The sequence below is a fragment of the Enterococcus sp. DIV1067f genome, from assembly GCF_050543505.1.
GTDB lineage: Bacteria > Bacillota > Bacilli > Lactobacillales > Enterococcaceae > Enterococcus_D > Enterococcus_D entomosocium.
Genome location: NZ_CP172940.1, coordinates 1831633 through 1844686, shown reverse-complemented (window position 1 = coordinate 1844686; position 13054 = coordinate 1831633). Strand labels below are relative to the sequence as shown.

The 13054-nt window shown below is 36.7% G+C and carries 10 protein-coding genes; 5 read left to right on the top strand and 5 right to left on the bottom strand.

The window, feature by feature from the left end; translation table 11 throughout:
- Nucleotides 1-44: 44 nt before the first annotated feature.
- Complete coding sequence (locus IGJ42_RS08585; RefSeq protein WP_005235821.1) at nt 45-1259, bottom strand: GNAT family N-acetyltransferase; 1215 nt, start codon at nt 1257-1259, stop codon at nt 45-47.
- Nucleotides 1260-1404: 145 nt separating this feature from the next.
- Between IGJ42_RS08585 and lepA the strand changes: the two genes are divergently transcribed.
- Nucleotides 1405-3240, top strand: a complete 1836-nt coding sequence (gene lepA, locus IGJ42_RS08580; protein ID WP_005235823.1) for a translation elongation factor 4 — start codon at nt 1405-1407, stop codon at nt 3238-3240.
- 72 nt (nt 3241-3312) lie between these two features.
- Here lepA and IGJ42_RS08575 read toward each other — a convergent pair whose 3' ends face one another.
- Entirely contained in the window at nt 3313-4380 is a 1068-nt protein-coding gene (locus IGJ42_RS08575) for a type I restriction endonuclease (RefSeq protein WP_144330393.1), read from the bottom strand.
- Between the two features lie 451 nt (nt 4381-4831).
- Nucleotides 4832-5173 (bottom strand): helix-turn-helix domain-containing protein, encoded by a 342-nt coding sequence (locus tag IGJ42_RS08570; protein ID WP_185953751.1) that lies wholly within the window; start codon nt 5171-5173, stop codon nt 4832-4834.
- Between the two features lie 463 nt (nt 5174-5636).
- Between IGJ42_RS08570 and IGJ42_RS08565 the strand changes: the two genes are divergently transcribed.
- The 3 genes from IGJ42_RS08565 (at nt 5637) to IGJ42_RS08555 (ending at nt 9653) form a co-directional block, all read left to right on the top strand.
- Nucleotides 5637-6587, top strand: coding sequence for a zinc-binding dehydrogenase (locus tag IGJ42_RS08565; protein WP_144330391.1), 951 nt, complete (start codon nt 5637-5639; stop codon nt 6585-6587).
- Between the two features lie 273 nt (nt 6588-6860).
- Nucleotides 6861-7112, top strand: a complete 252-nt coding sequence (locus IGJ42_RS08560) for a hypothetical protein (RefSeq protein WP_008380019.1) — start codon at nt 6861-6863, stop codon at nt 7110-7112.
- 498 nt (nt 7113-7610) lie between these two features.
- Nucleotides 7611-9653 carry a glycosyl hydrolase 115 family protein gene (locus IGJ42_RS08555; protein ID WP_185933410.1) on the top strand — a complete coding sequence of 681 codons (2043 nt, stop codon included), beginning with the start codon at nt 7611-7613 and terminating at the stop codon, nt 9651-9653.
- A gap of 85 nt (nt 9654-9738) precedes the next feature.
- Here IGJ42_RS08555 and IGJ42_RS08550 read toward each other — a convergent pair whose 3' ends face one another.
- Both IGJ42_RS08550 and IGJ42_RS08545 read right to left on the bottom strand, forming a co-directional pair.
- Nucleotides 9739-10251 (bottom strand): GNAT family N-acetyltransferase, encoded by a 513-nt coding sequence (locus tag IGJ42_RS08550; protein WP_430615183.1) that lies wholly within the window; start codon nt 10249-10251, stop codon nt 9739-9741.
- Nucleotides 10252-10540: 289 nt separating this feature from the next.
- On the bottom strand, nt 10541-11530 hold the full coding sequence (locus tag IGJ42_RS08545) for an AraC family transcriptional regulator (RefSeq protein WP_430615181.1): 990 nt from the start codon (nt 11528-11530) through the stop codon (nt 10541-10543).
- A 177-nt stretch (nt 11531-11707) separates the two neighbouring features.
- On the opposite strand from IGJ42_RS08545, the gene IGJ42_RS08540 reads away from it, so the two are divergent.
- On the top strand, nt 11708-12985 hold the full coding sequence (locus IGJ42_RS08540) for a PTS sugar transporter subunit IIC (RefSeq protein ID WP_430615179.1): 1278 nt from the start codon (nt 11708-11710) through the stop codon (nt 12983-12985).
- Nucleotides 12986-13054 lie beyond the last annotated feature (69 nt).

The window sequence follows — 13054 nt, the reverse complement described above, 5'->3', positions numbered from 1 at the left end:
CACTCCTTAATCATTCATAGTTGTACGTTTTGTTGATTCGTTGTTTAGAAATAATCACTGAAATAGGCTTCCATATCAGGGATGATCGATTCTAGTAATGCCAGTGTTTCTGAATCGGTATTTAGCCGTTCCACACGCTCTAAGTAAGCTGGACGGCGGTAATTCATCAACAGACACGACAATGTCTGAATATCCAACTGGACCGCTTTTCCGATGGCTTCTCTTGAAACCACGATCTCCCCGTGATTGTATTGGACACCGAAGATTCCGTTGTTCCAATCGGCAACTGGGTCAGAAACAACAAAGTGAAAGGGTGTTTGAAAGGCTTCAAATGGGAAGTTTTTCAAAAACTGTTCAACATCGACGATCCGCGCCATGTAATAAGGCTCAATGGTTTCTTTGATTTGGCTATCATCCAGGTAGAAGGACAGGGGTTCATTTGAATAAATGTCTCCTTTGACCCAATAGACCATTGAGAAATGAGCAGAGATAAAATTCCAAAGACCATTGCGGGCTTCTTGATTTAAGTAGAACATTTCCTTTACATGGAAGACTTCTTCGGCTACCCAATAAAAAAGTACACCAGTCGGATGACCACTGGCATTGTAATAGACAGCCGCGGTGCGCTCTTCTTCATTTTCATAGCGCCAATACTCTTCCCAGTGAAAAGAGGTCCGCTGCAAGGCGCCATGGTTTTCCCGGGAGAATTGGTTATAGACAGTAAAGACATCAGGGTCATCTACTTCTTTGCGCTCTACGATCCCAGGGACTTCTTTGGTTTTCGGAAGCTGGGTATCACGAATTTTGAAGGTCAGCTTGTCGGACATGATCTCCCAGCCTTTGCGACGATAGTAGGGCACATTGTATGGATAAAGGTAGGAGATCCATTGCTGATCTTCCCGCATGGTTTCTAAGGCAAGCTTGATCAAGTCTTTCATCAGGCCATGTCCGGCATATTCAGGGTAGGTCCCAACACCGGTCACTCCGCCCATTTTGATCAATTTGCCGTGTATATTGACTTCACAAGGATAAACGGCGATTTGCGAGATCAACTTGTCTTCATTGAACCAGCCAAAGACCTTGGAAAGCTCTAAGATCGGGCGCTTAGATTTAATCATTTCCCGTTTGCTCTCATAGCCGCTTTCTTCAATATCCGATTCAGTGATCTGAAAAACGTAGCTTAACAGTTCATTGAACTGATCAACGTCTTTTTCATCCACCGCTCGAATATGTAGATTTTGATGAAAATTATTGTCCATTCTTTCAACTCCAATTTATTTGCTAGCTCTAGTATAGCAAAACCTGAATGAATATGTCTAAATAACGGTTAAGAAAAATACTTTAACTATTGGCGTTTCGTTGGTATAATAGAAAAGCTGACTAAAAGAAATGAGGAACGTATCCATGAACATAGAAGAAATGAAAAAACGACAGGAGAAGATTCGTAATTTCTCCATTATCGCCCATATCGACCATGGGAAATCAACACTGGCGGACCGTATTTTGGAACAAACCCATACGGTGACGTCTCGGGAAATGCAAAACCAATTATTGGACTCCATGGATCTTGAACGTGAACGAGGAATCACGATCAAATTAAATGCTGTGGAACTTAACTATACCGCCAAAGATGGAGAAACCTACATCTTCCATTTGATCGACACCCCAGGGCACGTCGATTTCACCTATGAAGTTTCCCGCAGTTTGGCCGCTTGTGAAGGCGCCGTACTCGTCGTTGATGCGGCTCAAGGGATCGAAGCACAGACATTGGCAAACGTCTACTTGGCGTTAGACAATGATTTAGAGATCCTACCAGTCATTAATAAAATAGACTTGCCAGCTGCCGATCCTGAGCGGGTACGAACAGAGATCGAAGATGTTATCGGAATCGATGCCAGTGAAGCTGTTTTAGCGAGTGCCAAAGCAGGTATTGGGATCGAAGACATTTTGGAACAAATCGTTGAGTATGTCCCAGCTCCAGCAGGTGATATTGAAGCACCGTTAAAAGCGTTGATCTTTGACTCCGTGTACGATTCCTATCGTGGGGTGGTCTTAAACGTCCGCATTATGGACGGGATGGTCAAACCTGGAGATAAAATCAAAATGATGAGCAATGGCAAGACCTTTGATGTCACGGAAGTCGGCGTCTTTTCACCCAAAGCCATTCAACGAGATGCGTTGATGGTGGGTGATGTTGGTTATATCACTGCTGCCATCAAGACTGTTAAAGATACGCAAGTCGGAGATACGGTGACTTTAGCCAACAATCCAGCAGCCGAAGCATTGGAAGGCTACCGCCAAATGAATCCAATGGTTTATTGCGGATTGTACCCAATCGATACCTCACGCTACAACGACCTTCGAGAAGCATTGGAAAAATTACAACTGAATGATGCAGCATTGCAATTTGAGCCAGAAACCTCTCAAGCGTTAGGATTTGGGTTCCGCTGCGGCTTCTTAGGCCTATTACACATGGATGTCGTGCAAGAACGGCTAGAACGTGAATTTAACCTTGAGCTGATTACGACTGCACCATCCGTAATCTATCATGTCAACAAGACAGATGGCTCAATGGTCGTCGTTGATAACCCAGCAGAATTTCCTGAACCAGTCACGATCGACAACGTGCAAGAACCTTACGTCAAAGCACAAATCATGGTCCCTAATGATTACGTCGGTGCTGTAATGGAATTGTCCCAACGCAAACGGGGAGACTTTGTCACGATGGATTACTTGGATGATTATCGAGTAAACGTCGTTTATGAGATCCCATTATCGGAAATCGTCTTTGATTTCTTTGATAAATTGAAATCCAGCACGAAAGGGTATGCATCACTCGATTACGAAATGTCTGGTTACCGCACTAGCAAGCTAGTGAAGATGGACATCTTGCTGAATACTGAAAAAGTCGATGCGTTAAGCTTTATCGTTCACCGTGACTTTGCTTATGAACGCGGCAAAGCCATCGTTGAAAAACTGAAGAAACTGATCCCACGACAACAATTTGAAGTACCGATCCAAGCAGCCATCGGACAAAAAATCGTTGCCCGTTCAGACATTAAAGCCTTGCGTAAAAACGTATTGGCGAAATGTTATGGCGGTGACGTTTCTCGGAAACGCAAACTTCTGGAGAAACAAAAAGAAGGGAAGAAGCGGATGAAACAAATCGGCTCTGTCGAAGTACCGCAAGAAGCCTTCATGGCAGTTCTTAAGATGGATGAGGATGAACCGAAGAAATAAAGAAAAATGTCTAGCCGAAAATTGGCTAGACATTTTCTTTAAATTTTTGTATACAGGAACGATGACAGTCTTCTATAAAAATTTTTTTGTAACCTCAATAATCTCGTTAGAAAAGTTATATATATCAATGGGTGACTTTATATCATAAATGGTTTTTTCTTCATTATTAAGTTCGATTTTACTCGAATTTTGACCGATTCTCACACGTAAAATCCATTTTCTGATGTTATCATCCAGCAATATATTAAAGTAACTTTTGTTATCTCTATAAAAAAGCCTATCCAAAGAGATAAGATCTTTTAAAACAATTTTCACTATTGTATAAGATTCTAATTCTTCAGGAGTAGTAATAATATCTCCACCATCTTTTATTATCACTTCTTCATCATTTTCTTCAACTATTACCTCATCTGGAGAAGCAGAAGTTTTTAATGCTGCATTTAACTTATCGTTCACTTTTTCTTGTATATATTGATTAAGCCCTTTTTTTATAACAGGTTGAAATTTGTCAATTGTTTGCTTGGTTTTCATTCCATCATATATTTCCCCTAAAAGGTATTTGACGAAGTTATCACTCGGACATTCCCATTCTTTATTTAAATAGCTTTTTAAGTTGTTCAAATATTTTAGTTCAGAAGCACTACTGATAATTTTATCAACATCAAAATTATCTTTATGGAATTTAGCTAATTCAGGGAACTGGGAATCTTTAATTTTTGTAATATCTACTGTTAAAAAAGGAGTTAAGTCCATTTTATTCGGCTCATCTAAGTCTGTAAAAAATTTATACTCTTTTCCATTTGTGAGAATGCCAAATTTTGATTCAGTAGTACCAAAATATCTAAAAAGTTGTGAATCATGCTTAGTTAGTGGCTCGTTAATAGACTTAGCTTCAACAAGAATCATTGGTTTGCCATCTAGAACTATTGCATAGTCAACTTTCTCTCCTTTTTTTATACCGACATCTGCTGTGAATTCAGGAACAAATTCAGTAGGGTTGAACAAATCATAACCTAAACCGGCAAAAAATGGCATAATAAGAGACGTTTTTGTAGCTTCTTCCGTAGCAATATTGTCTTTCAAACTTGTTACCCTTTTACCTAGATTTTTTAAATCATCTCTAAATTTTTCGATTTCCAAATTAAACCCTCCAAAAAATAATAATTCAAAACTGCTACAATCCTATAAGATTTAATAGGAGAGTGTAGTTGTTTTCATTTTACTGCTCGAAAACGTTTCTGACTAATTGAAGAGCACGTATTCTGGCATCTTTATTAGTTTATAAATATACAGATTACAAAGAAATTATCAGCAATTTTTAAATCACTCGATCTTTCAATAACAAAAATTACTCGGAAGAGGTCATTATTAAATACTAGTTGATTATTATCTTATTTGAACATATTGAATAAGGTAAAGGAGTGGTGATCGGTCTGTTTACAAACGTAAAATTAATTATCTAATTTGAATAAAATTCATATCAAAAAGAAAAACATTTATTCACTTTAATTAGGTATACAAATGAAGATAAATAACGCTGAAATTTCGAAACTTTCTCTTCCCGTTTCATGTACCAGGTATTAATAAGAATTTATGTTATTGAATCTCGACGTTTAACAAATTCAATAAAATTCAATATTTCTATCAATTGGGCTTGTGATAGATCATCAATAGATGATGTAATATTATTGGTTAAAAAAGACACTTGATTGTCTGATTCAGAAAAATTAGATTGGTGCCCATTTAAAATATAATCAGTAGAAACATTGAAATAATTTGACAATTGACGTATTACATCGTCTTTAAGTCCGCGTTTTCCTATCTCCCACATTCCAATAGTGCTAGTTGCTACATTAAGCTCTTTTGCTAATTGTGGTTGGGAAAGATTTCTTTGTTCTCTTAAAATAGCTAATCGCTCACCTACAGTCTGCATAAAAATAACTCCTTTAAATATTATATTACTATCACTAAATGTGATTGCATAGATAAAAACAAAAAAATCACAAAACGTGATAAATTGAAGTATATTATATCCATAAATATGGCTCCAATACATAGAGTGAAGTGAAAATGGGTTTATGTATTTAATAAATTCATTTGTCATAATATTACCTTAGAGTGATTATTCGAGAGAGGAAATCTATAATTTTTTTATTCGTATAATATAAATAATCATTATTCATTTTAAAATGTATTAGACGAACTGAAGAAATAATCTGTTTTGACGGATATCAACAAGAGGAATAGAATGAAAGTACCTTCGAGAGAAGGTGCTTTTTTTGATCAAAAAGAATAATCTAAAATGACCGTAGGAACATTCACTGGTTGTTTAGTAGATAGTTTCAATCGATTGATGCGTGGCTTGTGATAGATTGAAGATCGGAGAGGATTTGCACATGAAGGCGTTATATTTTAATGAATTCGGTGATTCAACTGTTTTAACATATGGGGATTTGCCTGATCCCACTATTCATGAAAATGAACTATTGGTAGAAATGATGTATATTGGGTTAAATTATGCAGATATTTATCGAAGAAAGGGCAGCTATCATATTGAATCCCGAGACCCTCTTATTAATGGCTATGAAGGTGTAGGGAGGATTATTCAAAAAGGAAGATCAGTCTCTAAGTTTCAGCTAGGGGAAACGATTCTTTTTGTGGATGTTCCTTTTGCTAATGCAGAATTGGTGGCTGTTCCTGAGGAAAATGCCATCCATATTCCACCAGATATACCACCTAAATTAGCAGCCAGTATTGGTCTGCAAGGGTTGACAGCTGATTTTTTAGCTCATGATCTTGGCAATAATGTGAATAATAGTAAGGTCTTCGTCCATGGGATAAGTGGTGGTGTCGGACAAATTTTATCGCAACTATTAACCGCAGATGGTCTAGAAGTTTATGGCGTCACTTCTACGGAAGAAAAGCGACAACTGGCTTTAGACCAAGGAGCAAAACAAGTCTTTTTAAGAAATACAGAATGGCAAGAAACCTATACTTCTTTCTTTGATACCGTTTATGATGGCATTGGGCATACATTAGCCGAAAGTGTCGACTTGCTCAAAAATAGAGGGAAGGTTATCTTTTTTGGCATGGCCGGCGGAAATCCGCCAGCGATCGACTTTATTCCCTTGTTATCAAAATCAAAAAGTATTTTGACAGGGGATCTGTGGGATTACTTGACAAGTTTTCAAGAGCGGGTGAGAAGAAGCACCCGACTGTTTACTTACTTTAGCAAGGATCAAATGAAAATCAGTCAACCAACCATTTTTTCCTTAGCTGACGGAAAAGCTGCCCATGATTATTTAGAATCTGGAAAAAGTGTCGGGAAAATTTTGCTGCAACCATAAGAAAGTAAAAAAGCTAAATGACTTTATCATAAAAGATACACCGAATGTTTGCTAATTCACTAAACTATCTTTTTATATAATCGATACTTCTCTTATTATAAATCATTAAGGATAAAAATAAGTATAAAATGAGTAGAATATTGCAAGAATCTAATGTTTTCTATTTATTCAGTGAGAATCAGATAAAACTTTGTGATAAACAATACATTTAATTTGAAAATATTTAATTACAGCAGTAAGATAAATATATCAAATACTTAAGGAGTGATTTCTATGACAAACTATGAAGAAAAGGAAGCAAAAGCATTGGTAAAGATTGCCGAGGTTCTTGATAAGTTAGATGAGAATTTAGCTGAATTAGACACACTAGATGCTGACGCAAAAAAACATAGTATGAAGAAATGGATCGTTGAGAAAAAAGCGATTCACGAAATCAAAAAGATCGCACACGAAGCCGGTAAGTATGAAAAGTACGATGAAAAAGCACTACAAAAAGAAATTAATGAAGTTGAGAAGTATATGTAATTGAAGAAAAATAAGAAATTGTCTTCATTATTCAGCAATTGAAATCTGAACTGATAAAAGCCAGATTTTAATTGAAGATTTAGAATTGACGATGATCTCACTAAGCCCATGCTCTTATGAGTGTGGGCTTGTTTGCTGTACATATGATTAAACACGACAAGCTGAATAGGCATAAAAGATCATGTTCTACAACGACAAGATAAAACCTTAGTTAAAGGGAGACGGGGAAAAATCAAAAAAAACAAAGAAAGTCTGTTTTTTCGTTTTTTTCATCGACTTTCTCCATTTTTTTAGACAAGCTTTTCGCTTATTCTAAATTTATGAGCGGTATCAAAGTAAAAAGTTAACAAAACGTTTAGACCATTTGAAAATACCTTTGCAGAAAATAGTGACGAGAGATTTATGGCTGATAAGCAATTAGATTGCCTTTTACAACATAGTAGAAAGTTCTTTATTGAAGATAAAATAATAAACTATATAGATGAAACGGGTGATTACATGGAAACAACATTTTTCATTTCTAAAAATACTTCTGTCACGTCAAAACAGCTGGAAAATGAAGTGATTGGGCATGCTTGCGAGATCTTGCAACGTGACATTTTAACCGTTGTGGCAGACACAAAGAAGGCAAATGAAATTGAATTGGTTTTACTTGATGAAAAAAATGAAACGGATGCTTTTCATATACTTTTCGTATCGCCAGATAAAGTAAAAGTGTGTGCTGAAACACCGTTAGGATTAATGTATGGGGTTCTTGAAATCTCTCATAAAATTTTAGGTGTTCAACCCTTTTGGTATTTCATGGAGATTCCCCCAATAAAAAAGCCATTTATTGAATGGACAGGTTTTGACTTAACATTGCCTGATTTTGCAACGGACTATCGGGGCTGGTTCGTTAATGATGAGTTGCTGCTGGATCAATGGGAAGATAATGGTTCAAATGAATATGTATGGGAACGTATTTATGAAACATTGTTACGTTTAGGCGGAAATGTCATCATCCCTGGAACAGATAAGAACAGTCATAGACATCGAGAAAGTGCGCAAGCGATGGGGTTGATCTATACACATCATCATGCCGAGCCACTAGGCGCTGAGATGTTTGCTAGAAGGTATCCCAGTTTGAAGGCTTCATACGAGGAACATTTTGTGTTGTTTCAGGAATTATGGAAAAAAGCCTTACACGAGCAAAAAGGTACCAAGGTTATTTACACACTCGGTTTTCGTGGACAAGGGGATTGTCCTTTTTGGTCAGAAGATCTTGATCGTCAGTGGTCTGCAGCGGAAAAAGCAGCAGTGATCAACGAAATCGTCCATCTACAATATCATATGGTTAAAGAAGTCGATCCTCATGCAGTATGCTCGATGAACATTTATGGGGAGATGACGGAATTATTTAATCTTGGCTTACTTGAGCTTCCAGATGATGTGATTGAGATTTGGGCGGATAATGGTTATGGCAAAATGGTTTCTCGTAGACAAGGGAATCACGATCCACGAGATGAGGTGTTAACAAACACACCAAAACCAAATCAATCAAGAGGAATCTATTATCACGTTGCCTTTCATGATTTACAAGCATCTAATTTCTTGACGATCTTGCCTAATAGCCCAGAATTTGTTTCTAGAGAGTTAATGGCGGTTAGAGAAGTCAAGATGGATAAGTTTGTCTTAGTTAATACAGGTAACATAAAACCGCATATTTTGTTCTTACAAGAAATAGCGAATTTCTGGCGAGCAGATTATCAGTTACGAACCAATCAAGAGATAATTTTAGAGCATGTAACACAATACTATCAAAATCAGCAAGAAGAGATCCAAGCTGTCTACGAAGCTTACTTTGAAGCGGTTATCCGCTATGGAACATATGAGGATCAAACCGCTGGGGATGAGTTTGCCTGTTATTTGATTCGAAAAATTATTCAATCCTGGCTCAAGCAAGAAACAAAAATTCCGAGGTTAGAATGGTTGACGGGTGATCGGAAAATCAAGGAGCAAGTCACAGAAATTTTCTCTATGGTAGGAGAAAAGATAGTAGCCTGGGAGAATCTATTGCTGAGATGCCAGCAGATTACATTATCCCTTCAGGATAAAAATCCGGAAAATGCTCGCTTTTTTAATGATATTTACCTCTCAGTAGCCGTTCAATGCAAAACATTAAAAGCACTGCTCCGTTTGTTAGACGCTTATCAGATGATTGATCGGGAAGAAATGGTTTTTGTATTTGTAAAAGTTTTCGATGCGTTAGAAGAAATCCATCAACTAATTCAAATACTGAAAGAAAATCCAAGTGATACATGGTATGATTTTTATGAAAACGATGGCTATACCAACCTAACATTGACAAAAGAGATGATTAAAAGTCTGTTGTCTTACATTCGCATCATTGGCGATGGTCCAGATCAAGACCAGTGGGAGAGGAAATATATTATGGACTCCACTGAATCAAGAGTTATGTTGCTTTCAAATACAAAAAAAGCATTGACGGATGAAAAGTTAGCAAGAAAAATCAGAGTAAGTTTTAGAAAAGTTCGTAAATAATATTAATTTGAGATGAAACGCCATTCAAAAGTTAGACTTAATATCTTACTTTTGAATGGCGTTTCATCTAGTATGCAGTTTTTTATTAGAATTCATTAGGCGTGTTGGCCAATTCTAGCACCATATTATACCAAGCAACACCTGCATGTTGTGATTCTGACAGTCCTTCTAGTTGATAGCCATGCTTTTTGTAATATGGAACCAATGATTCTAAACAAGTTAAGGTGATTCCTTTTCTGTTTTGAAGACGACATTTTTCTTCAAGGGCTGACAGTAGTTTGTTACCAATTTGGCAATTTCTATAATCAGGAGCGACAGCTAAGCTAAGAATACTTTGGTAGCCACCAAAAGGCTGATTAGGACGAGTACTTTCAAAAAGATCGTCAGAGAGATAACGTTTAAAAATAATGGGTCCTACAACGTAGCCGATCGGATAATCCTTTTCATTTACTGCAACAATAAAACTGTCACTTATTGTAAGTATACGATCCATCATCGCAGATTTGGATGCTGCTTCATCCGCTGTAAATCCTGCATTTTCAATCTGCATGATTTGATCAATATCATCTTCTTTTGGTGGTCTGAAAAAAACGTTCATTCAATCACTCCTATACTATTTAGGAATAGTTTATCATATAATGATCCTTTTAAAATCCATCTTACGCGCTTCTATTTTATTTTTGCTTGTCTAACGTTTTTTAACATAAATGCGTTGACTTTTTCGCCACATATTTGAGGAAAATCGAAAGATAAATGGAAAAGTCGTTAATAAATTATTGTTTACAACTTTCTTTCAAACTCTTTAATAAGCCTTAGAAATTTTATATGGAAAGATAATTAAAAAAAAGATTGGACAGCCTTAGTGGTAAATCAACTTTATGATTTATTCAAAAATGAAGCTTTCTTCTTGTACCAGGAGTAATGCCATATGTTTCTTTAAATTTTTGGTAAAAGAAATTAATATTCTCAAATCCGACTTGTTGCGAAATATCAACGATATCCATGTCAGTTGAAAGTAAAAAACGATCAGCTGCCAAGATACGTTGATTGATTACAAGTTTTTTGTAAGAATAGCCGGTGTGTTTTTTTAAAAGATTGGACAGATAATTAGGATTAAGGTTGAATTGTTTCGATAATTCTGTCAAAGTCACATTTGCATAATTTTTCTCAATGTATTTCAAAATTGGAACAATCGGGCTCTTTCGATATCGATCAGAACGATCCGTATAAGAGTCTTGATAGATATTCACAAGATCCGAAATGATCAAACTCAACAACCCTTCACAAATGTCGGTATATGCTGTTGAACGATCGAACCATTCGCATAACAACTCTTTAAAAAAGTACTGTAGACGTGTCCTTGTTTCTGAAGCAAAATGAATAAATCGATCATGTTTCATTCCATGAGTGATGGCTTCAATAAAAAATGAAGTCAAAACGCTGTCCGAGGAAAAACGGTTGAAGAAATTTGCAGTTAAATAGTACTTGGGAATAATCAAATTAATGAGAATATCATTTTCGCCAAGTGGTTCAATCTTGTGAACAGTGTTTGCATCCATCAGCAAAATTTGCCCTTCATACAGAAAATGTGGCTCATTGTTAATGATCTGCTGACATTTTCCAGCATACATATAATTAAACTCGATCCAATCATGGCAGTGAATCGGATAATTTTGAAAACGAGAATGCCGTTTTATAAAAAAAGGCTGTTCTTGCGTAATCATCTGTGAATTTGTCAGTTCCATGCAAAGAACTTCTTGACCATTGACAACTACTTTTTTATAGTCGGAATAATCAGGTTTCAAATTTCCGTTTCGATACGCCTTTTCATGATTAGAAACCTTACGGATCAGCCTGTCTAGGGATAAATGGTCCATCGTTGCGCTCCTTTTTTATCGATTTTAACAATCAAGAATCAAGTAGTCAAATCTGTGTTTTTGTCAAAAACAAGTCAGGAATTGATATTCGTTTTCGCTAAAGAGTCTGTTATATTGATAACAAGTTGAAATTGAAGGCGCTATCAAATCAACAATAAATGATTGGAAGGAAATATTATGAAAGAAAAAATCACAGGTCATTTCGATAAATTAAGTCCTTTTTTTGACAAATTAGGCAACAATGCTTATTTAAAATCGATCTCCGGGGCGATGATGGGGACACTAGGTCCTATTTTGATCGGCTCGATCGCTGTTTTACTTCTAGTATTACCTAATAGTCTTCCAGCACTTTCATTTTTAGCTGGTTTCGCAAATGTTTTTAGCAAACTAAATCAAATAACTATTGGCTCGATGGCTGTTTATGTCGTGGTATTAATGGCTTATCATTTAGTGAAAAATCTACGTCCGACAGAAGATGGTATTTCTGCTGCTATTATCGCATTGCTTAGTTTCTTTATCATTACCCCTCTAGGTACAACGACGGATGAAGTCAGCGCAATTCCAGCTACTTGGCTAAGTGCACAAGGAGTATTTTCCGCAATGATCGTTGGTTTGGTAAGTGGAAGGGTATATATTTGGCTGAAAGACAAAGGTTGGACAATCAAAATGCCAGCAGGTGTACCTCCTATGGTAACAAAAGTGTTTGAATCAATTTCACCTACGATTCTTATCAGTGTGCTCTTCATTGTACTAAATTCACTCTTTGAAGCAACCAGCTTCGGCAACATGCATCAGTTTGTTTACAGTATCATACAAGAACCGCTTCAAGGGATCGGAGGATCAATCAGTGCAGTCATTCTGATCTCACTGATTCAACAGGTTTTGTGGTTTTTCGGTATTCATGGAACAAATGTCGTTATGCCGATCGTTCAAGCCCTGTGGATGGCAATGGACGTCGAGAACTTAAACGCTGTTGCGGCAGGCCAAACACCGCCAAACATTACTGGCTATGCATTCTTTATGATCATAACTTGGAGCGGTATGGGCTTAGGATTAGCATTATTAATGCTGCGAGCGAAAAGCAAGCAGTATCGAGAAACAGGGAAAGTCGCAATTGTTCCAGCTCTTTTCGGAATCACTGAACCATTGATTTTTGGTACGCCTTTGGTATTAAACTTTAAATTAGCGGTACCATTCATTACCAATAATAGCATTGCTTTAATTTTAGCTTATGTTTTAACACATTTTGGATTTGTCGCTCGTTTTACTGGTGTTACTGCCATTTTCGGTTTACCAATTGGGTTCCATGCTGCTATTCAAGGGAAACTGTCGATTATCATCTTACAGTTGTTCATTCAACTGATTTTGTCCCCAATACTATGGTATCCGTGGTTTCGAAAGCTGGATAAAGAAACCTATCAATTGGAACAAGCCGCATTGAAGGAGCAAGTGTAAACCCGAAAAAGAAAGCGGCTAGTGTCGCTTTCTTTTTTCTATGTGGCAATACAAAGAGAAAAGAGGAGC

Coding starts and splice junctions, on each gene's coding strand:
- IGJ42_RS08585 (WP_005235821.1), bottom strand. CDS start 1,259: ATGGACAATAATTTTCATCAAAATCTACATATTCGAGCGGTGGATGAA.
- lepA (WP_005235823.1), top strand. CDS start 1,405: ATGAACATAGAAGAAATGAAAAAACGACAGGAGAAGATTCGTAATTTC.
- IGJ42_RS08570 (WP_185953751.1), bottom strand. CDS start 5,173: ATGCAGACTGTAGGTGAGCGATTAGCTATTTTAAGAGAACAAAGAAAT.
- IGJ42_RS08565 (WP_144330391.1), top strand. CDS start 5,637: ATGAAGGCGTTATATTTTAATGAATTCGGTGATTCAACTGTTTTAACA.
- IGJ42_RS08560 (WP_008380019.1), top strand. CDS start 6,861: ATGACAAACTATGAAGAAAAGGAAGCAAAAGCATTGGTAAAGATTGCC.
- IGJ42_RS08555 (WP_185933410.1), top strand. CDS start 7,611: ATGGAAACAACATTTTTCATTTCTAAAAATACTTCTGTCACGTCAAAA.
- IGJ42_RS08550 (WP_430615183.1), bottom strand. CDS start 10,251: ATGAACGTTTTTTTCAGACCACCAAAAGAAGATGATATTGATCAAATC.
- IGJ42_RS08545 (WP_430615181.1), bottom strand. CDS start 11,530: ATGGACCATTTATCCCTAGACAGGCTGATCCGTAAGGTTTCTAATCAT.
- IGJ42_RS08540 (WP_430615179.1), top strand. CDS start 11,708: ATGAAAGAAAAAATCACAGGTCATTTCGATAAATTAAGTCCTTTTTTT.